The organism is Methanolobus halotolerans (assembly GCF_004745425.1).
Classification (GTDB): Archaea; Halobacteriota; Methanosarcinia; order Methanosarcinales; family Methanosarcinaceae; genus Methanolobus; species Methanolobus halotolerans.
The window spans coordinates 59,346-83,412 of sequence record NZ_PGGK01000003.1; the positions used below are offsets into that span (position 1 = coordinate 59,346).

The 24,067-nt window shown below is 46.4% G+C and carries 26 protein-coding genes; 10 read left to right on the forward strand and 16 right to left on the reverse strand.

Annotated features, from left to right (window positions below; all coding sequences use genetic code 11):
* Positions 1-16 precede the first annotated feature (16 nt).
* Together CUN85_RS03545 and CUN85_RS03550 are read left to right on the forward strand one after the other, a co-directional pair.
* A complete protein-coding gene (locus tag CUN85_RS03545) occupies positions 17-1,363 on the forward strand; it encodes a single-stranded-DNA-specific exonuclease RecJ (RefSeq protein ID WP_235856175.1) in 1,347 nt (448 codons plus the stop codon).
* Entirely contained in the window at positions 1,360-1,593 is a 234-nt protein-coding gene (locus CUN85_RS03550) for a KEOPS complex subunit Pcc1 (RefSeq protein WP_135388961.1), read from the forward strand. Before CUN85_RS03545 ends, CUN85_RS03550 begins: the two co-directional genes overlap by 4 nt.
* A gap of 8 nt (positions 1,594-1,601) precedes the next feature.
* Here the strand turns inward: CUN85_RS03550 and CUN85_RS03555 are convergent, their stop codons facing one another.
* Complete coding sequence (locus CUN85_RS03555; protein WP_328591224.1) at positions 1,602-2,210, reverse strand: uracil-DNA glycosylase; 609 nt, start codon at positions 2,208-2,210, stop codon at positions 1,602-1,604.
* 238 nt (positions 2,211-2,448) lie between these two features.
* Here CUN85_RS03555 and CUN85_RS03560 point away from each other — a divergent pair, with 238 nt between their 5' ends.
* Positions 2,449-4,020 carry a serine--tRNA ligase gene (locus CUN85_RS03560; protein ID WP_135388962.1) on the forward strand — a complete coding sequence of 524 codons (1,572 nt, stop codon included), beginning with the start codon at positions 2,449-2,451 and terminating at the stop codon, positions 4,018-4,020.
* Positions 4,021-4,080: 60 nt separating this feature from the next.
* On the opposite strand, the gene CUN85_RS03565 is transcribed toward CUN85_RS03560, so the two are convergent.
* From CUN85_RS03565 to thiM, 3 genes are all read right to left on the reverse strand, one after another.
* Positions 4,081-5,019, reverse strand: coding sequence for an NADP-dependent oxidoreductase (locus CUN85_RS03565; RefSeq protein ID WP_167848773.1), 939 nt, complete (start codon positions 5,017-5,019; stop codon positions 4,081-4,083).
* Between the two features lie 192 nt (positions 5,020-5,211).
* Positions 5,212-5,883: a thiamine phosphate synthase gene (thiE, locus tag CUN85_RS03570; protein WP_135388964.1), complete on the reverse strand. Its 672-nt coding sequence runs from the start codon at positions 5,881-5,883 to the stop codon at positions 5,212-5,214.
* Between the two features lie 56 nt (positions 5,884-5,939).
* A complete protein-coding gene (gene thiM, locus CUN85_RS03575; protein WP_135388965.1) occupies positions 5,940-6,725 on the reverse strand; it encodes a hydroxyethylthiazole kinase in 786 nt (261 codons plus the stop codon).
* Positions 6,726-7,224: 499 nt separating this feature from the next.
* Here thiM and CUN85_RS03580 point away from each other — a divergent pair, with 499 nt between their 5' ends.
* Positions 7,225-7,815 carry a 30S ribosomal protein S3ae gene (locus tag CUN85_RS03580; RefSeq protein WP_135388966.1) on the forward strand — a complete coding sequence of 197 codons (591 nt, stop codon included), beginning with the start codon at positions 7,225-7,227 and terminating at the stop codon, positions 7,813-7,815.
* A gap of 299 nt (positions 7,816-8,114) precedes the next feature.
* On the opposite strand, the gene CUN85_RS03585 is transcribed toward CUN85_RS03580, so the two are convergent.
* From CUN85_RS03585 to ahbD, 12 genes are all read right to left on the reverse strand, one after another.
* Positions 8,115-8,372 (reverse strand): TFIIB-type zinc finger domain-containing protein, encoded by a 258-nt coding sequence (locus CUN85_RS03585; RefSeq protein ID WP_235856176.1) that lies wholly within the window; start codon positions 8,370-8,372, stop codon positions 8,115-8,117.
* A gap of 78 nt (positions 8,373-8,450) precedes the next feature.
* Positions 8,451-9,413 carry a YbgA family protein gene (locus CUN85_RS03590; protein ID WP_135388967.1) on the reverse strand — a complete coding sequence of 321 codons (963 nt, stop codon included), beginning with the start codon at positions 9,411-9,413 and terminating at the stop codon, positions 8,451-8,453.
* Positions 9,414-9,481: 68 nt separating this feature from the next.
* A complete protein-coding gene (locus tag CUN85_RS03595) occupies positions 9,482-10,261 on the reverse strand; it encodes a dihydroorotate dehydrogenase electron transfer subunit (protein WP_135389125.1) in 780 nt (259 codons plus the stop codon).
* On the reverse strand, positions 10,261-11,160 hold the full coding sequence (locus tag CUN85_RS03600; protein ID WP_135388968.1) for a dihydroorotate dehydrogenase: 900 nt from the start codon (positions 11,158-11,160) through the stop codon (positions 10,261-10,263). Before CUN85_RS03600 ends, CUN85_RS03595 begins: the two co-directional genes overlap by 1 nt.
* Positions 11,161-11,173: 13 nt before the next feature.
* Positions 11,174-12,097 (reverse strand): hydroxymethylbilane synthase, encoded by a 924-nt coding sequence (hemC, locus tag CUN85_RS03605; RefSeq protein ID WP_135388969.1) that lies wholly within the window; start codon positions 12,095-12,097, stop codon positions 11,174-11,176.
* A 13-nt stretch (positions 12,098-12,110) separates the two neighbouring features.
* Positions 12,111-13,376 carry a glutamate-1-semialdehyde 2,1-aminomutase gene (hemL, locus tag CUN85_RS03610; protein WP_135388970.1) on the reverse strand — a complete coding sequence of 422 codons (1,266 nt, stop codon included), beginning with the start codon at positions 13,374-13,376 and terminating at the stop codon, positions 12,111-12,113.
* Positions 13,377-13,391: 15 nt separating this feature from the next.
* Positions 13,392-14,366 (reverse strand): porphobilinogen synthase, encoded by a 975-nt coding sequence (hemB, locus tag CUN85_RS03615; RefSeq protein WP_135388971.1) that lies wholly within the window; start codon positions 14,364-14,366, stop codon positions 13,392-13,394.
* Positions 14,345-15,643: a glutamyl-tRNA reductase gene (gene hemA / locus CUN85_RS03620; protein ID WP_135388972.1), complete on the reverse strand. Its 1,299-nt coding sequence runs from the start codon at positions 15,641-15,643 to the stop codon at positions 14,345-14,347. The genes hemB and hemA overlap by 22 nt, the downstream gene beginning before the upstream one ends.
* A gap of 60 nt (positions 15,644-15,703) precedes the next feature.
* Complete coding sequence (locus tag CUN85_RS03625; RefSeq protein WP_135388973.1) at positions 15,704-16,378, reverse strand: precorrin-2 dehydrogenase/sirohydrochlorin ferrochelatase family protein; 675 nt, start codon at positions 16,376-16,378, stop codon at positions 15,704-15,706.
* A gap of 64 nt (positions 16,379-16,442) precedes the next feature.
* Entirely contained in the window at positions 16,443-16,901 is a 459-nt protein-coding gene (gene ahbB / locus CUN85_RS03630; RefSeq protein ID WP_135388974.1) for a siroheme decarboxylase subunit beta, read from the reverse strand.
* 4 nt (positions 16,902-16,905) lie between these two features.
* Positions 16,906-17,361: a siroheme decarboxylase subunit alpha gene (gene ahbA / locus CUN85_RS03635; protein WP_135388975.1), complete on the reverse strand. Its 456-nt coding sequence runs from the start codon at positions 17,359-17,361 to the stop codon at positions 16,906-16,908.
* Between the two features lie 5 nt (positions 17,362-17,366).
* Positions 17,367-18,413, reverse strand: a complete 1,047-nt coding sequence (gene ahbD, locus CUN85_RS03640; protein WP_135389126.1) for a heme b synthase — start codon at positions 18,411-18,413, stop codon at positions 17,367-17,369.
* Positions 18,414-18,773: 360 nt separating this feature from the next.
* On the opposite strand from ahbD, the gene CUN85_RS03645 reads away from it, so the two are divergent.
* The 6 genes from CUN85_RS03645 to CUN85_RS03670 all read left to right on the forward strand — a co-directional run bounded on the left by CUN85_RS03645 (position 18,774) and on the right by CUN85_RS03670 (position 24,018).
* Positions 18,774-19,154, forward strand: a complete 381-nt coding sequence (locus tag CUN85_RS03645) for a cytochrome c maturation protein CcmE domain-containing protein (protein WP_135388976.1) — start codon at positions 18,774-18,776, stop codon at positions 19,152-19,154.
* A 16-nt stretch (positions 19,155-19,170) separates the two neighbouring features.
* Complete coding sequence (locus CUN85_RS03650; protein WP_135388977.1) at positions 19,171-20,061, forward strand: polyprenyl synthetase family protein; 891 nt, start codon at positions 19,171-19,173, stop codon at positions 20,059-20,061.
* Between the two features lie 8 nt (positions 20,062-20,069).
* Positions 20,070-21,263, forward strand: a complete 1,194-nt coding sequence (locus CUN85_RS03655) for a radical SAM/SPASM domain-containing protein (RefSeq protein ID WP_135388978.1) — start codon at positions 20,070-20,072, stop codon at positions 21,261-21,263.
* Positions 21,264-21,520: 257 nt separating this feature from the next.
* Positions 21,521-21,847 (forward strand): ATP synthase archaeal subunit H, encoded by a 327-nt coding sequence (gene ahaH, locus CUN85_RS03660; protein ID WP_135388979.1) that lies wholly within the window; start codon positions 21,521-21,523, stop codon positions 21,845-21,847.
* Positions 21,840-23,774, forward strand: a complete 1,935-nt coding sequence (locus CUN85_RS03665; protein ID WP_205804341.1) for a V-type ATP synthase subunit I — start codon at positions 21,840-21,842, stop codon at positions 23,772-23,774. The genes ahaH and CUN85_RS03665 overlap by 8 nt, the downstream gene beginning before the upstream one ends.
* Before the next feature lies 1 nt (position 23,775).
* Positions 23,776-24,018 carry a V-type ATP synthase subunit K gene (locus CUN85_RS03670; RefSeq protein ID WP_205804343.1) on the forward strand — a complete coding sequence of 81 codons (243 nt, stop codon included), beginning with the start codon at positions 23,776-23,778 and terminating at the stop codon, positions 24,016-24,018.
* Positions 24,019-24,067 lie beyond the last annotated feature (49 nt).

A 24,067-nucleotide genomic window follows, 5' to 3' on the forward strand; every position in this document is an offset into this window, starting at 1 on the left:
TTATTGAGTGATATAATTGAATTTTAATGTCGAGATCCAAAAACTGGAAGATCTGGCCCGGCAGGCAGCTGATGTCATAAACGAACACAAGTATGTGCGTGTCATATCCCATAACGATGCTGACGGACTGACATCCGCAGCCATAATATGCCGTGCACTCATGAAAAAGGGTATCCGTTTTCACACTACGATAGTACCAATGCTGGATAATGCAGTCGTGGATATGGTGATAGAAAGCGCCGCAGAGAAGGATCTTGTCCTCTTCTGTGATATGGGAAGCGGGCAGTCAGAAATAATATCACGCATCAGCCAGGAGATAATAGTTCTTGACCACCATGTTCCGGTCGGGGAATCTCCTGCAAAGGTCATTGTTAATCCCCATCTTGTAGGAATAGATGGGGCAATGCACATTTCCGCCTCCGGGACCACCTACATGGTTGCAAAGGCACTTGATGCAAACAACGTTAACCTTGCCGGCCTGGCAATCGCAGGGGCGGTGGGCGATAAGCAACTCATGGATACCGTCAATGGCACGATACTGAAGGAAGCAGAGGATGCAGGTGTGGTGTCTGTCCGCAAAGGCCTGAAGATAGGAGACGGCGATATTGCAGATGTTCTTGAATATACACCCGAACCTTACCTTGATATCACGGGTAACAGGGAAAAGATCGAAGAGTTCCTCGACATACTTGAGATAAAAGGTAAGATCAGCGAACTTTCAACCGATCAGACGAAGAAACTTACATCGGCCATTGCCCTCAAACTTGCTAAGAATGCAAGTCCGGAGGCAATTGATGCCTCAATCGGTGATGTGTATTACCTTAACAAAGAACTTGTGAGTAATGTCTATGACATGGTTGCCATCCTCAACACCTGCGGTCGTATGGAAAAAGCCGGAATGGCGCTTTCAATTTGTATGCATAACCAGAAGCACCTGGAAGAAGCACAGAGTATGGCTATCGAATACCAGCATTCCATAGTCGGGAATATAAATAAGGCGCTTGATGAACTGCAGATAGGAGATAATATAGGTTACCTGATCACACATGATATGGAATCCACAGGAATGGTTGCAAGTACCATGGTCCGCTACATCAATCCTGACATGCCATTCATAGCTGTCAACCATGTAGAGGAACTTGTCAAGGTCTCAGCAAGAGGTACGCGGGCACTGGTAGCAAACGGACTGGACCTTGCTTTTGCACTGCGTGAAGCCTCCGGGGCGGTGGGTGGAGAAGGAGGAGGGCATAACATAGCATCCGGAGCTTCCATACCACAGGGAACAGCAGAAGAATTCATCAGTAAAGTCGATGAGATCGTGGGAAGCCAGATTGGAAACGGCAGGGAGGAGCAAGGTTCATGAAGATCAGAACGACCATAGAGTTTCGGGACGGGAATGGTCCTCTAATCGCAGAAAAGGTTGCAAGGGCACTTGCGCCTGATAACCTGACCAGTATGCATACTGAGACATCAGAAGGAAGTGCAAAAATATATATATCCACAGAAAAGATCACATCTCTGATAGCGACCCTTGACGACCTGCTTATGAATGCAAAGATCGCAGAAGAGGTTCTTGAGGAACCGGATGAGTAACTATGAGACTATTCCCAGAGATGCCTGTTCTTATCTAACAGTTCCTTTTGCTCATCGATCCTTGAGCGCTGGTAAATCATGGCTGCGGGGTGGAATATCTTCAGAACGCTGATACCTTCATCCGTTACCAGGGGGACACCCCATTGCATTTCCTTTCTACTGAAAAATGCTTCCTCTGCAGTATTCCCCAGAAGGATAATCACCCTGGGATCAAGGAATCTTATCTGCGCCATCAAAAACGGCTTACATTGCTCGATCTCACTTTTGCGGGGTTTTCGGTTGTTCGGAGGGCGGCACTTCAGAACATTGATCACAGCATAATCGTCCGGCGACAATCCCATATACCCGATCATTTCATCGAGTTTCTTTCCGGCCCTCCCACTGAAGGGTATGCCGGTCATGTCCTCGGTCTTACCTGGTGCCTCTCCGATAAAAAGGATATTGGGGTCACGGGAACCCTTCATAATAACAGGATTTGTAGCACCTTCGTGTAGAGAGCAATTTGCGCACTTTCGAATCTCTTTTTCCAGATGTTCAAACCCGCCGTCGATCAGCTCCTGTATCTGAGATGAAGGATCAGGAACTTCTTCTTTATTCTGATCATTATTTATAGCCAATTGCGCACATCCTTTCTGAATTATTCATTCGAGCCATTTTCCTCTCAGGCCTTACCCGGGGAATAATACTTGTTTTCCCGATAAAAGGCTAACCGAACAAAGGGAAACGGGGCCATTCCAAAAAGAGAAGCCCTTAATTAGCAAAAGGTACATCATGAATAAAGTAACCAGATAAAAATTATTTATAAAATCGATTACTGCTCATCTACTCATATCATAAATAAGGAATGGAATTACAATGGAGCCAAAAAAAAGAGCTGAGTGTTGTCCGTCAGATGAACCGCCCAGAAATGGAGATACAACGGACTTTAAGTTCAGGCTTGAGTGTTCACTGAGGACAAGTGCAGATGCAACAAAAGCGGCAGATGTTATCGGCGGATATATCGATGAGGCTAACAGGACCATACTCACGAAGGGTGCACCTGAGGGACAGGGTGCAAAGGTCACTGCATGGGATATTGAAAGAGACAGGATAAAACTCACCATAGAGTCCGGCAGGCACGTGCGTGTACACGATGCATTGCTCCGCATGAGAAAACCCCTTGCAGGAAAGCTTGGAAAAGATTTTAAGATTGGAATTCGCGGGATAGAGGTTGGCTCATATACTATTGAAGTGCCATCCGAAAAAGAACTTCCGCAGATGAAGATCCCCTATGTCACCGGAATAACTTATGAGGATGGCATCATCAGGCTTGAGCTGGATGTGGATGAGGCTGCCATGTCAAACCGTGTGCCTGACAGGATACTCTCCCTGATGGAGGACAAGCTCGAGCAGCAATCCTATGGTGGAAAGACCGAACACTGGCACATTCTCTGGCAGAGCGAGAAGAAGGAGCATAATTTCACCGAGGACCCAACCAGGGCAATGATGGAAGCAGGATGGCTCAAAAGAGGTGCCAGCAGGGGGCAGTGGATTCACGGTCCGCAGTCTACCAGGATGTTCAGGACTTTTGAGAGAATAGTACTTGAAGAACTGCTTGAGCCTCTGGGATACAGGGAGATGATCTTCCCGAAACTTGTTCCCTGGGAGGTCTGGCAGAAATCTGGACATGCAAAGGGAGTCTATCCGGAAATATACTACGTATGTCCGCCGAAGACCCGTGATCCGGAGTTCTGGGAAGAGGTCATCGATCATTACAAGGTTACACACGAGGTCCCGACATCACTCATAAAAGAGAAGATAGGCGACCCCATCGGCGGAATGTGTTATGCACAGTGCCCTCCGTTCTGGACATACCTGCAGGGAGAGACAATACCCACCGACGAATTCCCTATAAAGGTGTTCGACAGGTCAGGAACCTCGCACAGGTATGAGAGCGGCGGCATACATGGGATGGAGCGCGTGGATGAGTTCCACCGGATAGAGATACTCTGGGTAGGCAACAAGCACCAGGTTCTCGAAACCGCTACACAGCTGCATGACAGATACATGCATATCTTCAATGAGATACTCGATCTTGAGTGGAGAAAGGCATGGGTCACACCATGGTTTATGGCACAGGAAGGACTAACTGGTGTTTCCGAGCAGACTGAAGCTGGCACAACTGACTATGAAGCCGTCCTGCCATATCGCGGCGAGGACGGCGAATGGCTGGAGTTCCAGAATGTCAGTGTGAACGGTAACAAGTACCCCTCGGGATTCAATGTCAAGTCTCAGTCGGGAGAGGAACTCTGGTCCGGATGTTCGGGTGTAGGTCTTGAGAGATGGGCTTCTGCATTCTTTGCACAAAAAGGACTTGAGCCTGGGAACTGGCCGGAAGAATTCAGGAAAAGAGCAGGGGAAATCCCACAGGGGATCAGGTTCCTCTGACCACTTTATTTTACAGGGTAATCCAGAAAATCCTGTACAAAAGATAAAGAAAAGGGGCCCTTAGTCTATTTCTATCACAACTTTACCCTTGACACTGTTGTTTCGCTGATACTCCAGAGCCTGTCCGGCTTTATCCAGGGGGAAAACTTTGTCAACATTTACTTTAATGATACCTTTATCAAAGAGCTCTGCCAGCTTTTCCAGGATTGCACTGTTGATCCGGGTGAATTGTCCCATGGCATTTACATGATATTTATCCATCAATTCTTTGTCAGGCTCCTCGAGCATTGAAACGATGATTCCGCCTTTCTTAAGTATCCGGAATGATCTTTTATAAGTATCTCCGCCTACAGTATCAAAAACTGCATCGTAATCATGCAACCGGTCTTCAAATCTCTCGTTCTTATAATCAATAATCTCATCGGCCCCGATTTCCTTAAGATAATCTGCTTTATCCTTTCTGGCAGTCGTTGCAACATATGCGCCAAGATATTTTGCGACCTGGATGGCAATTGAGCCAATACCACCCGAACCACCATGTATGAGAATTTTCTGACCTTCTCTTAGATCTATCTTATTAGAGATCACATCCCATGCACTCACACCCACAAGAGGCAAAGCTGCTGCTTCTATATTATTCGCTTTTGCCGGTTTTTTTGATATCTGCCCCGCATCGGCAGACAAATACTCTGCATAGGCCCCGGAACCACCCATCCTGACAGCACCACTGCCGTAGACATTATCGCCTTTGTCATATTCCGTTACACCTTCACCGACATCTGTAACCGTACCGGTGAAATCCCCACCCAGGGTCATAGGAGAGTTAAGTTTCTTCCCCTGACTCATGTAACCTTCGGTAATCTTCCAGTCAACAGGATTTACACCTGCTGCATGCACTTTAACAAGAACCTTACCGGAAGAAATCTCAGGCACTTTCACTTCCTGATTTATCTCTATATCTTTCCCGTATTCTTTGATCTGGACGGCTTTCACAGTCACTCCCTCCACTATTGAACAAAAATCTATTTACTTGGATACACTTCCTGTTGACATCCCACTAATATGCCAACTCAGAAAAAACTAAGTTATCAAACCTTTATATGTTTTGCAAAGAAATCATTCGAAAGTAGGTTACATATAGAATATTTAATAAGCGGATATCGGGTATGCCATCCGAAAGCATCCGCAGTTTTATTTCCGACCGTCATCATTACAGCATTTCAGCCGCGTTTTCCGGATAATATCAATAAAGTCTTTTGTTTCTCTTTTTACATCGTCACTGCATACTATTGCTGAGATCGCCACAAGACTGTCGGCACCGCCGCGGATTACCTCCACACAGTTCTGCTTATCGATTCCGCCGATGGCAACCACCGGGATACTGATGGCATCTTTTACCTCCTGTATCCGTTGAGGACCGATACTCTCCCCGGCGTCTTTTTTGGTAGAGGTGTTGAATATGGGACTCAGACCAACATAATCCGCCCCGTTCCTTTCGGCTTCTATCGCCTCGGTGATATTATGGACAGTAAGACCTATTATCCGGTCCTCACCTAAAAGGGATCTTGCTATGGTTATAGGCATATCGTCCTGACCTATATGAACACCGTCGGCATCAACTGCCAGAGCGATATCAACCCTGTCGTTCACAAGGAAAATAGTCTCACTGCCACATTGTTTCTTAATCTGTAAGGCTTCAAGTACCATATCCCTTGTACTACCGGATTTTTCCCTGTACTGTACGATCCTGCACCCTGCCTCAACTGCATTACCGACATCTGAAAGCGTCCCTTTTCTGGAAAGGCTTGAATCTGTCACAAGGTAAAAATCAATAAGCTCCAGCAATGATCTTTTATTGCTCATGGTCAAACCTTTATATCATTAACTGATCCAGGAGGCGAGTATTCCTTGTAGCCAGATCAGCACTCCTCAATATTCAGCATTACCTTTGCTCTTTCATCCGAAAGTCCGAATACCTCATCGTATAAGTGCATCTTGAAAGTTCCGGGAGTCACCGACTTTTCAGCTGCCAGTTCTCCGGCTATTCCGAAATAGCACAAAGCATCCTTTGCTGCATCGCAATGATCACTGTTGATCGCGGCGAAGGAAGCTATGACAGATGCAGCCATGCACCCGGTCCCCACGATGTAACCCATTGACTCATGCCCGTTCTTTACAACAAAGGTCCTCTCACCGTCACTTATGATGTCATCCTTGCCGGTCATCACGACTACACATGATCTTGAACCTGCAAACTTTTTTGCAAGTTGTCTGGGCTCAGCATCGATAGCCGTTGATTCAACACCCCTGGTCCGGGCATCCTCACCTGCCAGTTTTGCTACCTCGGAATAATTACCTTTAATTATGTCAATGTGAACTGAATCAAGTATCTTTGCTGCCATATCATCCCGGAACTTTGTAGCGCCGACACCTACGGCATCAAGTAACACAGGTATCCTTTTCTCGTTTGCCGCTTTCGCAGAGATGATCATAGCATCTATTATTTCAGTAGTCAGGGTCCCGATATTAAGCACAAGTGCAGACGCGATGTTAGTCATGTCTGCGCACTCCTCCCTGGCATGGGCCATCACGGGTAGTGCACCGAATGTACGTGTCATATTCGCACAATCATAGATCGTTACCCAGTTAGTTATATGGTGTATCAGTGGTTTTGATTCCCTAATCGTTTTAAGGGGGTCTTTCATTGTGGTCCTCTCTGTTATGTATAAGGAATATAGATGGAATAGCAGATTTATTGCATATATGCTCATTTATGATATTAACGGAACTGTTACTTGTCCATGCTATTGTATCAGTGATCCATTTTAACATCTTTTAAAATTACATATATATTCACAATTGTGAATGGACAGGATATGTAATTTATTCATAAAATAGCTTTTTGTCAGATCAGGGAGATAAGATATTTTTTTCCTAGTGATGATATATTTCTGCTATATGGAAATTACACCAAAACTGATTAGTTTAAAGAAAACAAAAATGAGTCATATATCGGACTTGCCCGGGCATTTTACCGGAGCAAAGAAGTAACCGATTTATTTATATATGGACATGACTTGTATAGAGAGCCAATCTAGTGCATATATCATTTCATTATTCATACTGGGATAGCTCGTTGAACACTTATAATGATCACCTAATACTCACATATTATTTAGAATCACATTCACCTGGAGGAATTTCTTGGCAAAGAAAGTACAGAGAAAGTTAGACAAATGGAAGTCAAAAAGCTGGTATAATGTAGAAACACCTGAATTCATCAGCAGGACAAACATCGGAGTTACTCCTGCAGAAAATCCGGAACAGCTTATCGGTCGTGTCGTAGAAACGACCGTTGGTGAGATCGCTAACGACTTTACCAAACACAACACAAAGCTCAAACTCGAGATCAACGATGTTAACGGTGATGTTGCCAACACAAGGTTCATTGGTCACGAGATTACAACCGATTACCTGCGTTCCATTGTCAAGCGCCAGACCTCAAGGATCGATACCAACCTCGATGTAACCACAAGGGACGGATACCTCATCAGGGTCAAACCCATCTGCTTCACTGTCAAAAGGGCAAGGACAAGCCAGATAAAGGGCATAAGGGATGTTATGGACAGGATCGTAAAGGAACGCGCCGGAGAACTCACCTTCGAGCAGTTTATCGAAGAAGCGATCATGGGAAAACTCTCCGCAAACATATACAGAAATGCGAAGAATATTTACCCGCTCAGAAGGGTGGAGATCAGGAAGACAGAAGTTAAGGCTCTTCCTGCAGCAGCTTAATTTTTTTAGATTTAAGACTTTGAGGTATCACTTATGTGGTACCTGATATCATATTTTTCGGTTTTTCTTACTACCTGACATAGCCCACCCTCAAGTCCGATCTTTGATCACTACCAGGTAGAACTAAGGAAGGACCTTTTATCTGAAAGGATACCACTAACGCACCCAGGCCAGCAGTGCTGAGAAGCTGTATAAAAAAGATGCTCAGCCAAGCGGAACACTGCATTATATGAACCGGACAGTCGCATTGTAAATGGATATACATTCAATATCCATAATCTTTAAAAAAAGGAAATATATCAGGCCTCAATGTTTCTGGCTTTGCTGTCATACTCTTTCCTGATCAGCCTTGCCATCGCTTCGTTCGCATCAACGACGAACGAACCTATGTATCCGCAGTATTTACAGTGATACAGACCTTCAACTCCCCCTGCCTCATAATAGAGATCAGTACTTCCGCAAACAGGACAGACCTGCCGGGTCCTTTCCGGATCATTGTTCTCCCCTGTGATCATCTTTTCGATCTCATCCATGTTTTCCAGATCAGGGTCTTCCATCTTACCTTCCTCCTGTTGCCTGTCGGTCAAATACAACAAAATACAACAATATAGTATGATACCATCAAACATATGAAACTATCTGAAATTCAGATTCTGGTTACCATATATAAGTTCCCGGGGGTACGGGCAGAGAAATGTTTGTTCTGAGATGTATTCAACATTGAAATGCAATGCCCAGGACATTAGCTTTTCCTTTAACCCGGAGAGAACGGAACTATCCTCACGGTATCCCTGCAACTCCTGCAGAAAAATAAATTTATCCCTGGCATCAAGATACCTGGAGAGGTAGCCGAAGGTGTGCATCATTGCATTTATAGTGGAACCGGTTTCCGCTGGCTTTGACAATATCTTCAGCAACATATTAAGATAGGCTGCAAAAACCTCCTCTGCAGGAAGTCCTTCCCTGTTTGCAACAACATTACCCATCAATACCATAAGATGTTTATCGCAGACCATGAACAGAAACTTGTTACGGGCATGATATTCGATCAGCGAACGTATACTCACAGAGGAAGCCGCTTCCCGGAAGGATGACAAAGAAAATACCTTCGTCAGAAAATGATCCCTTATAACAACATCATTGAGCTGTTCATCGTCCACTCGCGGAAGGTGAGGGTATTCCCTTACGATGGCGTCTGCAAAGAAACCGTTTTCCTGCTTATGTGACCACTCATTACTCCCTGCATCAGTATAAGCTTTGGTCGTGCCTATACCACAGGAGGGAGATCCGGATTTAAGGATGAATCCATCAAAGTCATCAAGATCTTCAAGATAGGACTCTGTAAATCTTTCCATTTCAAGTGTGATATCGATCCCTGTTGCAGGTTGAATAAGTCGTTTTTTGCCGTCAAGGACAATCCTTATCGGTCTTCTCGGAATCCCCAGCCCTACCTCACATTCAGGACAGACATCAATAAAATCCACAAACTTTTCCATGTATCCGACAAAGCTACAGGATACCATCTGTCCGTCATAGCGACAGGGAGCAAAACCCAGGCATTTACTGACTACAATTATAGGCCGGGTAAATCGGGGCATCTGGCAGCCTCCGTCAGAATTTGTTAATGGTCATGCCTGACCTTATTATTGATACCATTTCATAGAACCTAGAATAGCTTTTTGTTGCCGCCGGGTCCTCTCATGTACTTACCGAATTCCGATCCGATAAGCTGCATCCCATTGAACACGGGTCCGTCCTTGCATACCCTGAGGCCTTCACTGTCCATGCAACATGCACCACATACACCTATGCCGCATTTGAAATACCTGTGAAGACTGAACTCGGCCTTCTCCAGAGAACCTTGTTTCTCCAGGATCCCGAAGACACACTTCATCATCATCTCAGGACCGCAGATGTATATCCGGTCAAATGCTGAAGAATCGATCTCCACAAGCACGTCCGTTACAAAACCGCATCGGTGAGCGGAACCATCATCTGTTGTCAGATGAAGTCCTTTGCATGGTGTGAGCCTGTATACGAACAGCATTTCCCCGACGTTCCGTGCCCCGAGTATCGTGGTCACAGATGCATCCTTTGACAGGGCATATTCGGCAAGCATAACAATTGCTGCAGCTCCGACACCTCCCGCAACAATTAGGATACGCTCATCCGGCCCCGGAAGTGTGAATCCCTTGCCGAAGGGTCCGCGAATACCAAGGTGGTCCCCTTCCCGGAGTTCAAACATCTTTGCAGTAGCGTCCCCTACTTTCTGCACAGTGACCGCGTTTTTGTAGGAGAGGGTCATCGGGATCTCATCCGTGCCCCGGACCCATACCATAACGAACTGTCCCGGCAGTGCTTCTTCAAAGCTCCTGTCAAAGAAAAAGGTCTTTGTAGAAGGTGATTCCCTGACTATCTTTGTGATCGTAACATCAATGGGGTACATCATTCCCTCCTGTGGGCAAGCCCTACGATATCCCCGGGGCTCCATCCCTTTTGCAGCATAAAGCTCTCGATGCCATCGGCAACATTCCTGAAGACATCCATCCCGTCATAAACAGCGGAACCTATCTGCACTGCAGATGCACCTGCCATCATCATCTCCACGGCATCCTCCCAGCCAGAAATGCCCCCCACGCCGATGATGGGAATTTCAAGCGCCGAGTGAAGATCATAAACACATTTTATGGCAACCGGCTTTACAGCCTCTCCTGAAAGACCACCGAACACGTTACCAAGCACCGGGTAACCGCTGTGGATATCAATAACCATGCCACGTACGGTGTTGATCGCAACGATGGCATCAGCCCCCCCTCTTTGGGCAGCTTCTCCTATACTGACAATATCTGTTACATTCGGGGTTAGCTTTACCCATACAGGCAGATCCGTCATATCACTGACAGCAGCAGTTATCCCTTCCACTGCACAGGCATCACACCCTATGGATGCACCATAGCCCTGTGCATGAGGACAGCTAACATTGAGCTCAAAAGCATCGGGTTCCGCATCCGCCAGTCCTTCGGCAACCGTAGTAAACTCTTCTGCATTACCTCCGAATATACTGGCGATCACAGGAACACCTGCATCCTTTTTAGCTACTGCAAGCTCATATGAGAAGTCAGGATAGGAAGGATTAGGAAGACCCATTGCATTCAGAAAACCATATCCGAGGTTTATCATACCCGGGTTCTTGTGACCTTCTTTGGGATGGGGACCGATGGACTTTGTCACAACCGCACCTGCTCCCTCTTTTGCAACACGTATGAGGGAAGCGCCGGTTGTACCCATGATTCCTGCCGCCAGCATCGCAGGGTTTCTGAGCCTAAGACCTGTAATCTCTATCATAATACCCTTTTATTCAAAACATTTTATTCGAAAGCTGGCAAACCGCAAGCTGGACAAGCTCCTTTCCGCCCATACCTACAAGTTCGCTTGCAAGTGCGCGGGCATGCTCTTCGTAGTCGTCCAGAGGAATGATCTCATCGATACGCACTTCCTCGGAGCCGTCCAGAGCTAACACCTCTGCAAGGACCCGCAGTTCCTCATCGTTCACAAACTCCGTGAAAGAACCGATCGGTGCGGTGCATCCTCCTTCCACATCTGCAACCACGATACGTTCGATAGTCGTTTCTATGCGGGTTCTCCGGTGATCCAGCATCGAAGTGGCCTCTTCGGCCTCAGTCCCGGAAAGAGTTACTACAGCTATGGTCCCCTGGTTTGCCGAGGGACAGAAATTATCAGGAGGGAGCCGTTCCACATCCATCTCCCATCCCATACGCTGCAGACCGGCTTCTGCAAGCAGTATGCCGTCATAAAGACCATCGTTCAGTTTTCTGATACGGGTATTGATGTTACCTCGCAGGTCCTGAACCTCAAGATCAGGACGGTACCGAAGTATCTGCGCACGCCTGCGCATTGAGCTTGTTCCGATCACAGCCATTTCCGGCAGTTCATCAAGCCTTGAACCATCTGAAGTCAGGAGCACATCCAGAGGAGAATCCCTTTTCAGGACAGCCGAAGTCCTGAATGTTTCAGGCCTGACAGTAGGGAGGTCCTTCATGGAGTGGACCGCTATGTCAACTTCACCTTCAAGCATCCTGTCATCAAGTTCGCGCACGAAGGCACCGACACCCTCCACTTCATGAAGGGGACGATCCGTGAAAGTATCACCTGTGGTCTTGATTATTTTCCTGGTAGTACTTACTCCCCTCTCCGACAACATACGTTCGATAGTCTTAGCCTGTGCGAGGGCAAGATCACTTCCACGGGTTCCTATAATCATGCATATGCTCCGGTCATTTCAGATTCGCTTCGTAGGCAGAGAGTATCTTTTCGAGATCATCTCCGGTATGTGCGGCGGAGAGGAAATTTGTCTCGAACTGTGAAGGTGGCAGGAAAATGCCGCTGTCCAGCATCCTGAAGAAGAACTTAATATACCCTTCCTTATCACATTTCAGCACATCCTGATAGTCCAGGGGCCTGTCACCGAAGAATATCTTGAACATTGAAGAGAGCCCGGAAACTGTGTAGTCCAGACCGAGGTCTGCAACTATATCAGATAAGCCGGACCGGAGATCATCTCCGGCTGCACTGAGCTTTTTGTGAACATCCTCTTTCTCAAGTACGTCCAGCACTGCAAGACCAGCTGCAACCGACGTAGGGCTTCCGCTGAAGGTACCTGCCTGGTACACACTACCGGAAGGTGAGACCATCTCCATTATCTCCTTCTTACCGCCGAATATTCCTATCGGAAGGCCTCCGCCCACTATCTTTCCGAGGGTGGTCATGTCAGGGGTGACGCCGTAGTATTCCTGTGCGCCTCCCATGGCGAGCCTGAAGCCGGTGATGACTTCATCAAAAATGAGCACAACATCGTTCTCTTCAGTGACCTTACGTACTTCCCGGAGGTAATCCCCTTCAGGCAGGACAGGTCCTATATTGCCCATTACGGGTTCCAGAATAAAGGCAGCCAGATCGTCATTATATTTCTCTATGAAAGATGTCAGTGTCTCGATATCGTTGAAAGGTACCTGAAGAGTGTGTTTGGTAAAGTCCCCGGGTATTCCCAAAGAATCGGGTTTGCCCAGAGTAGTCGCTCCTGAACCTGCTTTAACCAGAACCGCATCATGTGCTCCATGGAAACCACCTTCTATCTTGATGAACTTGTTCTTACCAGTGAAACCCCTGGCGGCCCTGAGAGCGCTCATAGTAGCCTCTGTGCCGGTTGAAACAAAACGGAGCATATCAATACTCGGGTAAAGGCCAGCAATCCTGTCTGCCAGACTGACCTCGGGTTCTGTTGGAGTGCCATAGAGCCAGCCTTTATCAAGCTGGGAGATCACTGCCTCTTTGATATTCGGATTTGCATGGCCCAGGATATTGGGACCATATGCAAGACAACAATCAATATACTCGTTCCCGTCTATGTCGGTTATCTTTGATCCGCTGGCTGACTGCGTATAGAAAGGATATGGTTTGATCGCCCGTACCGGACTGCTTACTCCTCCGGGGAGGAGAGTTCTTGCTTTTTGGTATAATTCTCTTGACTTATCTAAGGACATAAGATCACCGTCAGATCATTTTAGCATTCTTGCCATGTCTTTTGCAAAATAGCTTAGTATCATATCCGCACCGGCACGCTTTATGGAAAGCAGTGACTCGTACATCGCCTGCTTCTCATCGAGCCAGCCATTCTGTGCGGCTGCTTTTATCATTGCGAATTCCCCGCTGACATTATAAGCGGCTGTCGGCATCCCGAACTCCGTCTTGATACGGTAGATGATATCAAGGTAAGGCAGTGCAGGTTTCACCATTACGATGTCGGCACCTTCCATGATATCCAGTTCTACTTCCCGGAGGGCCTCATTGGAGTTTGCGGGGTCCATCTGGTAGGCAGACCTGTCACCGAAACAGCATCCGGAATCTGCAACATCCCTGAAAGGACCGTAGAATGAAGATGAATATTTCGCAGCATAGGACATTATCGGGATGTCCTTGAAATTGTTCTCATCAAGAGCCGATCTTATTGCACCGATCATCCCGTCCATCATTCCTGATGGTGCCACCATGTCAGCACCGGCCTTAGAATGGCTTACCGCGGTCTTCCCAAGCAGGGGCAGGGTCGGATCATTCAATATCTCACCCTTCTCGCGATCGATCATGCCGCAGTGACCGTGGTCCGTGTACTCACAAAGGCAGACATCCGTAATAACCAGCATGTCCCTGCCAAGTTCACTCTTGATCTCGCGAACTGCCTTCTGGACCACATCCTCATCCCCCCAGGCAGAGCTGCCTTGTTCGTCCTTTTGAGCAGGTATCCCGAAAAGGATGAGTGCAGGTATGCCAAGATCAGCAGCTTCCTTTGCATCATCGGCCACCTTGTTCAACGGAAGACGCTCAACACCGGGCATGGATGCTGTTCTCTGCACGCTATCAATGGTCTCATCCACAAACATCGGATAAATAAGGTCATTGACTGAGATTGATGTCTCTCTTACGAGATCTCTTATTTTTCCGCTTCTTAACCTTCTCATTCTAAGTTCTGGGAACATGGTATCGGCCCACCTTTGATCTTGATCTTCTCTGTTGCCTTTTGGATATTGAATAAACAAAAGACCATATCCAGCATTTCATCGTCACCGACCTCAGCCGCATTCCTCATGACCTTTGTTGGTTCGGCAAGTATCTTGTTCACGATGGAATGTGTCAGGTCATCGATTATGCGACTTTCGACTTCACCTATTGTATGATAAGCACTAAGCTTGTTCAAAGCACGCTCTTTTTCCTGGCTGCGCACCCTGTAGAACTGTGCATATAGCTCCGAGACAATATAATCTGCCCTCTGGCGTTTATATTGCTTGTTAAGCAGGTCGAATTCCTCATCTATGATAGCCTGTACCTTTTCAACCTCTTCAAGCCTGAGTTCCAGGTTCTTTTCATTGATAACACGCAGATTATCTATATTATATAGTGTCACATGAGGAATGTCCACAATGGAAGGATCGATATCCCTGGGATTTGCGATATCTATCAGAAGTAATTCTTTTTCCCGGGACCGCATCGCTTTTAGTACCTGCTCATGCCTCAGGACAAAATGCGGTGCTCCCGTTGCACTTATGACCACATCGGCCTTCTTGAGGTTCTCATCGACATGGTCGAAATGGACCGCATGTCCCCCCATTTCATCGGCAAGCTGCTTTGCGGTCGCATACGTCCGGTTTGCAATGTACATCAATTCTATATCCCTGTGGGACAGAGCCCTGGTCACAAGTGTCCCCATCTCGCCGGTACCGATCACAAGAACCATCTTGTTCTTCAGGTCACCGACAGTATCTTCTGCAAGGTCTACTGAAGCCGATGCAATCGATAAGGCACCCCTGTTTATCTCTGTCTCGGTCCTTACCCTTTTACCGACCTGTATGGCCTTACTGAATGCTGTGTCCAGCATTTTTCCGGTGGTGCCAAGATTCTTGGCTATCTGGTAAAGGTCCTTTATCTGACCCAGTATCTGATCCTCCCCGATTATCATGGATTCAAGGCCAGACGATAATCTGAGCAGATGCATTATAGATTCTTCATGATCATAAAAATCAAATATATTAGATGAAAGGCCCATCTTCTTTGCGAACTGGAACAATACGCTGCTCCCCTTGGGAGAAACAACATACATCTCGATACGGTTGCAGGTCTTAAGTACAGCACATTCGCATACAAGCTCGTTTGCGCAGAGTTCCCGGAGGATATACTCCAGGTCATCGTTCCATACCTCTTCCATCTCTTCCACGCTTGCCTTGGAATGTGTGATGACCATACTTGAGATCTCAGTCAACGAAACACCTCTGGTGATTTTTTTTCAAAAGATGCGGAAAATATATTATAAGCAGACATTCTATCGGACTTTCTCGTTTATTTTCTCAGATACTATATCCTGTGCTATGTTAAACCCTTTTTCATAGGATTGTGCAAGTGCGGACCAGACTTCGTCACTTTCGAGTACTTCCCATAACAGGTCCTTTCTGTCCCTCTGATCAGGTACATTCTCTTTAAGGTATATGCGCAGGTTTTCCTGGACTTTGATCATATCCGCGAATTCAGGTGTGATCACACCTTCAAGCTTTTGCCGGACAAATCTTGAAAAGGCCGGACTGGAACCTGATGTGGACATGCTTATGGTAAGGTATCCCCTTTTGATGACAGAGGGAACGGTAATATCGCCAATGGCATCGACCTGATTTGTAAGGATGTTCTTCTTCTTTGCTGCATCAGCTATCCTTTCGTTGATCTCCCTCTTGTTTGTGGCGGGAATCACCAGGAATGCACCGTTCACAAGATTGCTGATCTCAACACCTGATAGTTTTCCTGCATCTGCTGTCACCAGATGGACGTTATCCTTTGCAGAGACCTCCCTGATCTGTGGCGTGAAGCTCATGCTTATGACCGTTACATCCGCATACCGGGAAAATAAAAGGGTTTTCCTTTCACTGACAGAACCGCCACCGAAAATGACAATCTTTCTGCCAGTCATGTCTATGAGCAGTGGTAGGAAGGGGTTCTCTGGTTCCATGCGAAATATTCCTCTTCAGGTCCATCTGCCTTTCGCTGTAAATTAGTTAAACATTGCGACCAGATTACAAACGAATACCTGTCTTCTTGAACTCACGCTCACTGAACAGGAGTCTGTAGTCCATGATCCCGGTTGCCTGCGAGATCCTTGCAGCCACCTCTTCACAGTCCTCCCTTGTATAGGAATGGACCATGGTGAAAAGATTGTATTCCCAGCCAGGGCACCTGGGCCTTTCATAGCAATGAGTAACTTCCTCGAAGGAAGCCATGGTGCTGCCGACATCTTCCACCTGCCCGTCAGGAACATTCCAGATGCACATGGCGTTTGCAATGATACCTATATCCCTGTGGCCTATCGATGCACCAAAACGTCGTATGATACCTTTATCCTGCATCGCCTCAATCCTTGTGACGACATCTTCCTCGGTGAGCCCGAGACTGCTGGCTATGTCCCTGAATGGAGAGGGTGTAAGCGGTATTCCGTTCTGAGTGAGTTTTATGATCTTTTCTTCTGTTTCGTCCATAATCTCACCTTATATTGAACCTTACACCTATCTTGAACAAACGTTTTGTAGGCAGGTTGATGAATTCAAGTCCGGTCTTTGCCTTAAGCTCATCCAGTATCTCATATATCCTCCCCTTTTCTGAAGCAGAAAGTGTGAACCATATATTATATCTATCAGGCCTAAGGTAGTTGTGTGAAACCTCAGTGTATTCGTTTATGTAGCTTGCAACTTCATCGATCCTTTCGTCAGGCACATTCACAGCCACCAGTGTACTTGTGCCTCCGATACTGTTACGGTTGATCACAGGCCCGATCTTCCTGACAGCTCCTTCGTCATGCAGCCTCCCAAGACGCCTGATAACCTCGTCCTCACTTATACCAAGCCTCTCTCCGAGCTTTTTATAGGGACGGGAATCGAGGGGAAAATCATACTGTATAGTGTTCAGTATAGTTTTATCCACATCATCGAGATATATCATTAAGATCACTGTTTTTCAGGTACGTATATACAGTAGGGCTCCTCTGCAAGGTAATCCCCGGACGCAGCATAGGCGCGCGCCCGACAGCCTCCACATACTTCATTATATTCACAGTCGCCACACTTTCCCTTAAGTTTTGAGACATCCCTCAGGTCATTGAATACCTTTGAATTTTCCCATACATCCTTAAAGGACTGCTCCCTGATGTTTCCGGCCAGTGCAGGCAGATATCCGCATGGGTAGACTTCCCCTGTGCTGGATACGAAACAAAATCCGGTCCCACCCAGGCATCCCTTTGTCATGGCTTCATATCCATGGGTTTTGACTGTAACCTCGGTACCTTCTTTTCTTGCCCTCTGACGCATTATCCTGAAGTAATGGGGAGCACAGGTTGCCTTCAACTGTATCTTTGCGGTTTTCTGCCTGTCATAGAACCAGTTGAGAACCCTTTCATATTCCACCGGAGGTATTTCCTCTTCCTCCAGCTCCTTACCCCTGCCCGTTGGCACCAGCAGGAAGATATGCAATGCTTCGGCACCTATTTCAGTTGCCATCTCAAGAATCGCAGGTATCTCCCGGATATTACGTTTCGTGATGGTCGTATTTATCTGGAAACCAATATCTGCCTTTTTGATCGCTTCTATACCCCTCATGGCACCTTCGAAGGCCCCTGGCATGCACCTGAAGTCATCATGCGTCTGCGGGCTTGAGCCATCCAGACTTATGCTTATCCTCCTGACACCCACATCCCTGAGCTTTTCGGCCACTTCCGGCGTTACAAGCGTCCCGTTGGTTGCAAAGGCCACATGGAGGCCTTTTAAGGTTGCGTATTGTGCCAGTTCGTAGATATCATCCCTAACAAGAGGCTCGCCACCACTGAGTATCAGTATGGGGTTTCCCATCTGTGCAATCTCATCGATGAACCGCGTTGCCTCTTCTGTTGTGAGCTCACCTTTTGGTTTTTCAGAGGTCGATGCCCCGCGGCAGTGCCTGCAGGAAAGGTTACATCCTGCGGTTGTTTCCCATGCTATGAGTCTTGGAGCTTTTACCATATTCATCAATTGTATATCAGAAGTTTGAGTTTCATTTACTTTTTATAGGATGGCACTATACTAGTGCACACCCGTATTAATAATTAGTCATTAGTACACAGTTCATTCAATATTAGTGCACGGCTTACGAGCCGGAGAACTGATCACAAACAGATAATGAGGTCTTAACAAAGTCTGTTGAACGACCAGGGATCGGACCTTCAATGAGAGGTGAATACAATAAGTTCTTTAGAGATTGCATTTGTATATACATGGATAATACTTGCAATATATATCATTCACCTGCTACATGTCCGTAGGTCCCTGGGAAAAAAGTGCAGGAAATTAAAAGAGTAATCTATACCAACTGAAGGTGCTTTAATGGACAGGAAACAGAAGACTGTTCTTGCGATATTTTTTATATTCTTTGTAGGAGTCGTCGGACTCTGGAATGTGGACCTTTCCCAGGGCTATCCAATGATATCGGAATTAAGGGAAAACCCCGACCGATATGTCGATAATGAAGTTGATACCATGGGAGTGATCAAGAATGGCACCCTTGACATTTCAACCAGCGGGATATCATTTATACTGCAGGATGTAGAGGACGAGACATTCGAGATCGAAGTTGAGTATAAGGGAGCACTTCCCGCAGATCTCACAGAAGGAAAAGGTATTAGTATAACCGGCATGATGGTCTCGCACGACAGGATAGAAGCTAACAGAATCGTGATGGGCTGCCCTTCAAAATACACGGAATGATCAGGCTAGAAAAAGTATGACGGAAATAGAGGATCTTGAAGAATATCAGCTGATTAAAGCTTCAATGGACGGGCTTGTTGCTTCAATGGATGACAGTTCGAACATGAAAAAGATGATGCTGCACATATGCAGCTCCGGTGGCAAAAGCATCCGTCCGATCATACTTGTTCTGTGTACAGAGCTTTGCGGAGGGCACTCCCAAAAAAGTGTCGATGCGGCCCTTGCTATCGAACTTATACATTCCGCGTCCCTCATACATGATGATGTGCTTGATGACGGCGTAATACGCAGAGGAATTGAATCGGCCCACAAGAAATACGGTGTTCCTGCAGCCATACTTTGTGGTGATTTTCTGATATCAAAAGCCATTTCACTTATATCATCATACGGGACTGATTCTGTGCTTGAGTTCGGAAGGGCAGGGATGTACATGGCCGAAGGCGAGACCATTGATATTTCCAGTGCCGGTCGTGAGTTCAGGAAAAATAACTATTTCGATTGTATTTCAAAGAAGACAGCAGCTTTGTTTGCTGCAAGTGCGGCGATCGGTGCCTATGTTGCTGGCGCGGACAGGGACCTGGCCCTCAAGCTGAGAGATTTTGGCGAATGCGTTGGCAACGCATATCAGATAGTAGATGACCTTCTTGAATATCTTGACAGGCTGGAGGATAAGCAGTCAACATATGAGTCAGTCACCTTGCCGCAGATCCTTCGCCGCAGCATGGGACACGAGGAAGCAGTGAGAGTGACCGTTGAAGAGGTCAACTCCTATGTGAACAGGGCAAAAGAGATACTGGACGAGTTCAGCACGTCAGATGCCAAAGATAAATTGTTGATGATAAGCAATCTGATCACTCTCGACATGCTACCCGCAAACATCCTTGAGGAAAATCAATCCAATTCTTAGGTGTATCTATGAAAGTTTACGATAAATCTGTGTTAAAAGTGAATGCAGGCACGGTAGATGGAAAAGTTGTACTCGATACAGAAGGACCACTGTCCCCTGTGGCAAAGCCTATAATAAAACGAATAAACAGGATATTCCAGGAAGAAAGACCTATATCTTCCGATGAAGAGAATATCATTTTCTCAACATGGGTACCCCCCATGCCAAGCGAGGCGTTCAACCGCATGATCAGTTCACAGGTTGCCTCCATACTCAAAAAAAGAGTACCTGATCAGTTATCCATAGGCATCACCGGAAAGTGCCCCTACGATTGTATCCACTGCGGAGCTGCAGGTATAGTCACTGATCCCGAGTTGAGCTTCGATGAGATCAACAGCACAATTGAACAGGCCCTTGATCTGGGTAGTTATTATGTCTCATTCGATGGCGGAGAGACAATGTTACGTAAGGACCTTCCTGAAATGGTCGAAAGGGTTGATAAGAACAGGGCAATCGCAACCTGCTTCACATCAGGTTTTGCCCTGGATGAGGAACGTGCCGGGAAACTGAAGGATGCCGGTCTTTTCGCAGTGCACATGAGCCTTGACAGCCCTGATGAGAAGGAGCATGACAAGGTGAGAGGACGTGAGGGTGCTTTCGGGAAAATGGTAAGCGGAGCAAGACACGCTCTTGATGCAGGCATACTTGCAGACCTCTTCGTAGTGATATCACCATACAATATAGATGATTTGGACGGATTCTACCAGTTCGCATGTGATATGGGCATGCACGAGATGACCGTATACGAGATAGTTGCTGTGGGCCGCTGGCTGGAGCATGAGGATGAGGTCATCAGTAATAAAGATGTTAAACGCCTGGAAGATTTCCAGAAGACCATAAACCGGAAAGCGGAAGGTCCAAGGGTTACAGCCTTGCCTTATTTCATGGGTCCTGACCAGTTCGGCTGCTTTGCAGGAAAACGCTGGATGCATACTACTGCCGGCGGTGACGTACTCCCATGTGCATATACGCCACTTTCCTTCGGGAATGTTCGCGAAGAGAAACTTTCCACAATATGGGAACGCATGGGCAGGCACGAAGCCTACAAGTGTTCGGCAGATTACTGCATGATGCGCAATCCGGATTTCAGGAAGAAGTATATACATACTATCCCGCAAGGAGAACAGCTCCCTTTCAGAGTTGAAAATCTTACCACGCTATAAAATAATTTGAAGATTACATACAGAATTGGATCGATCAGGAATTATGATCTAAAATATCCCGGTCCCCCGAAAAAGGCCAGGAAAGACCGTTCTTATTAAGCTGCATATTACGATTGTGGTCAGGATACACAGCCTATTTCGTGAAAACCATGCTCCACCAGATGCATGGGAACTACGAAACCTTTATATGTCATTTCGCAGTAGAAGGACTGCATTACTCGGGATTTATAATAATCAATCACGACATGAGGATTAGCATGGCCAAAGACAAAATCTTATCTGAAATTAAAGATGCAGAAGGCAATGCACGAAAAATGGTTGAGGCCGGTGTTAAAAGCAAACACGACCGCATAACCAGTGCACGTGCAGAGGCAAGGGAAATAATAAAGCAAGCCGAAGCCGATGCACAAAAATCAGCACAAAGTGCAATGAGATCTGCTGAAGAGTATATCGCTTCAGAAAAGAAAAAGATCATAGAGGATGGCGAAAAAGAAGCGAAGGTCGCTGCTGAGAAAGCGTCATTGAAAAAGGACAAAGCGGTCGAAAATCTCCTGGCAGAATTTGAGAGGGCAATCCATGCTTGAACCAAAACAGATGACTCGTGCCGTAATTGTTGGCCACAAGGATATCCTTGAAGAAACGGTCGATGCTCTGCACAAGGCAAGTCTGTTCCAGATCGAAGATTACATTGAAGATGACTCTGGCCTCAAGATAGGAAGACCCTTTGAAAATATTAGCGAGATCTCAAAGAAACTCATTAAGATCAGATCGATCGGCAGCCTGCTCGGTGTAAAAGAAGTCGCAGCCCGGAGACAGGATGCAAGTACAATCCTTTCAGAACTTGACACCAAGCTTAACGAACTGGACTCAGAAGTGAGTGTCCTTGCTGAGAAAAAGGACACACTTGAAGCAGAACTTAAAGAGACCGAGTCCCTCAGGAAAGAATTACTTCCTTTCATCAACATAGACCTTGATCTTGATCTGTATCGTGGTTACGAAAGCCTTGCTGTATTTGCAGGCCATGTGCAGGAGAACGTAGAACCTGCTATTTCAAAGATTACGTCCTCTTATGAACTCTTTTATGACCCAAAGGCCAGCGTAGTAGTGCTTTTTGTTGCAAAGGAAAAGTCAGAAGAGGTTTCCAGTGCCCTGGCAAACGTACAGTTCAAAGAACTCAGAGTTCCTGATGTCAGTGGCGTACCATCCGGCATCCTTGCAGACATAGAGAAAAAGGAAGCTGACATTGTCGCCCGGATCAGATCTACAGATGCTGATATCGAATCACTCAATCTGAAGTACGCTGATTTCATTCTTGCAAGCAACGAGCTTCTTTCCATCGAGACTGAAAAGTCAGAAGCGCCTTTGCGAATTGCGACCACAGAGAGTACATTCGTAATTGACGGCTGGATGCCTACTGTGCGCTATAGTGAACTTGAACAGGTAGTCAGTTCGGCGACTAACGGCCGTGCTTTCGTATCAGGTCAGGAAATGACAAAAGATGACGAGGACAGGGTCCCTATAGAGTACGATAACCCAAAAGCATCAGCCCCATTCCAGGAGATAATGGATCTGTATGCCCGTCCGAAGTACAAGGAGATCGATCCGACTACTTTGATATTCATATCTTTTCCACTGTTTTACGGAATGATACTGGGTGATATTGGCTATGCACTGATCCTTCTGACACTTGCCTTTGGTATCAAGAAGTTTGTGAGCTCGGATGCGATCAAACCTCTTATGAACATTCTCATATACTGTCAGATATCCACACTGATATTTGGAATATTATACGGCGAGATACTTGGATTCCCGCTTGCAGGCTACCACGGGGAACCCGGGCTTATAGCGGGATTCGAGACGATAGATCTGTTCGCATCGCCTATTGGCGGAGAAATGTTCACTTATCCTATACATAGGACACATCTTGTAATGACCCTGATAGTATTGACCGCTCTTATTGGTGTTATCCACATCAACATAGGTTATGTATTGGGTTTCATTAATGAAAACAGAAAACATGGTTTTACGGCAGCTCTACTCGAAAAGGGTAGCTGGATAGTTGTAGAACTCGGCATCCTTCTTGCAGTATTAGGCTATGTGGGAATGCTCCCAGTCGCAGTGGGAGTCATCGTATTCCTTATAGGATTTATAATGCTTGTCAAGGGAGAGGGTATCAAAGGCCCCATCGAGTTACCGGCACTTCTCAGTAACTCCCTTTCATACACTCGTATAATAGCTGTCGGACTGTCATCCATCTACATTGCATCAACTGTCAACCTGATCGCCTTTGAGATGATCTGGGAACCAGGTACTGCAATTGGCGGAATGACCATCTTTGCAATTGTAGTGTTCTTATTCGGACACGCTCTAAACACTGTCCTGAGTATCATTGCCCCCGGTTTACACGCACTCAGGTTACAGTATGTAGAATTCTTCGGTAAATTCTACGAAGGCGGGGGACGCAAATACGATCCATTCGGATACATAAGAAAATACACGGAGGAAAAATAATATGGCAGAACCAGTAACATCAACAATAACCATGATGGACCCAGCAGGATTACAGGCAATCGGAGCAGGACTCGCAGTAGGACTTACAGGTCTTGCATCCGGAATCGCCGAAAAGGACATCGGTAGTGCAGCAATAGGTGCAATGGCAGAGAACGAAAGTCTGTTCGGTAAAGGTTTGATCCTGACTGTAATTCCAGAAACAATCGTTATCTTCGGTCTGGTAGTTGCACTTTTGATCAGCTAAATTTATTTAAGAGCACTTTTTGCTCTTAAATTTATTAAAGGTGTGTGAG

What these genes read in the sequence shown, in the direction of transcription:
- CUN85_RS03550 (WP_135388961.1), top strand. Translation starts at nt 1,360, where the DNA reads ATGAAGATCAGAACGACCATAGAGTTTCGGGACGGGAATGGTCCTCTA.
- CUN85_RS03560 (WP_135388962.1), top strand. Translation starts at nt 2,449, where the DNA reads ATGGAGCCAAAAAAAAGAGCTGAGTGTTGTCCGTCAGATGAACCGCCC.
- thiE (WP_135388964.1), bottom strand. Translation starts at nt 5,883, where the DNA reads ATGAGCAATAAAAGATCATTGCTGGAGCTTATTGATTTTTACCTTGTG.
- thiM (WP_135388965.1), bottom strand. Translation starts at nt 6,725, where the DNA reads ATGAAAGACCCCCTTAAAACGATTAGGGAATCAAAACCACTGATACAC.
- CUN85_RS03585 (WP_235856176.1), bottom strand. Translation starts at nt 8,372, where the DNA reads ATGGAAGACCCTGATCTGGAAAACATGGATGAGATCGAAAAGATGATC.
- CUN85_RS03590 (WP_135388967.1), bottom strand. Translation starts at nt 9,413, where the DNA reads ATGCCCCGATTTACCCGGCCTATAATTGTAGTCAGTAAATGCCTGGGT.
- CUN85_RS03595 (WP_135389125.1), bottom strand. Translation starts at nt 10,261, where the DNA reads ATGTACCCCATTGATGTTACGATCACAAAGATAGTCAGGGAATCACCT.
- CUN85_RS03600 (WP_135388968.1), bottom strand. Translation starts at nt 11,160, where the DNA reads ATGATAGAGATTACAGGTCTTAGGCTCAGAAACCCTGCGATGCTGGCG.
- hemC (WP_135388969.1), bottom strand. Translation starts at nt 12,097, where the DNA reads ATGATTATAGGAACCCGTGGAAGTGATCTTGCCCTCGCACAGGCTAAG.
- hemL (WP_135388970.1), bottom strand. Translation starts at nt 13,376, where the DNA reads ATGTCCTTAGATAAGTCAAGAGAATTATACCAAAAAGCAAGAACTCTC.
- hemB (WP_135388971.1), bottom strand. Translation starts at nt 14,366, where the DNA reads ATGTTCCCAGAACTTAGAATGAGAAGGTTAAGAAGCGGAAAAATAAGA.
- CUN85_RS03625 (WP_135388973.1), bottom strand. Translation starts at nt 16,378, where the DNA reads ATGGAACCAGAGAACCCCTTCCTACCACTGCTCATAGACATGACTGGC.
- ahbB (WP_135388974.1), bottom strand. Translation starts at nt 16,901, where the DNA reads ATGGACGAAACAGAAGAAAAGATCATAAAACTCACTCAGAACGGAATA.
- ahbA (WP_135388975.1), bottom strand. Translation starts at nt 17,361, where the DNA reads ATGATATATCTCGATGATGTGGATAAAACTATACTGAACACTATACAG.
- ahbD (WP_135389126.1), bottom strand. Translation starts at nt 18,413, where the DNA reads ATGGTAAAAGCTCCAAGACTCATAGCATGGGAAACAACCGCAGGATGT.
- CUN85_RS03645 (WP_135388976.1), top strand. Translation starts at nt 18,774, where the DNA reads ATGGACAGGAAACAGAAGACTGTTCTTGCGATATTTTTTATATTCTTT.
- CUN85_RS03650 (WP_135388977.1), top strand. Translation starts at nt 19,171, where the DNA reads ATGACGGAAATAGAGGATCTTGAAGAATATCAGCTGATTAAAGCTTCA.
- CUN85_RS03655 (WP_135388978.1), top strand. Translation starts at nt 20,070, where the DNA reads ATGAAAGTTTACGATAAATCTGTGTTAAAAGTGAATGCAGGCACGGTA.
- ahaH (WP_135388979.1), top strand. Translation starts at nt 21,521, where the DNA reads ATGGCCAAAGACAAAATCTTATCTGAAATTAAAGATGCAGAAGGCAAT.
- CUN85_RS03665 (WP_205804341.1), top strand. Translation starts at nt 21,840, where the DNA reads ATGCTTGAACCAAAACAGATGACTCGTGCCGTAATTGTTGGCCACAAG.
- CUN85_RS03670 (WP_205804343.1), top strand. Translation starts at nt 23,776, where the DNA reads ATGGCAGAACCAGTAACATCAACAATAACCATGATGGACCCAGCAGGA.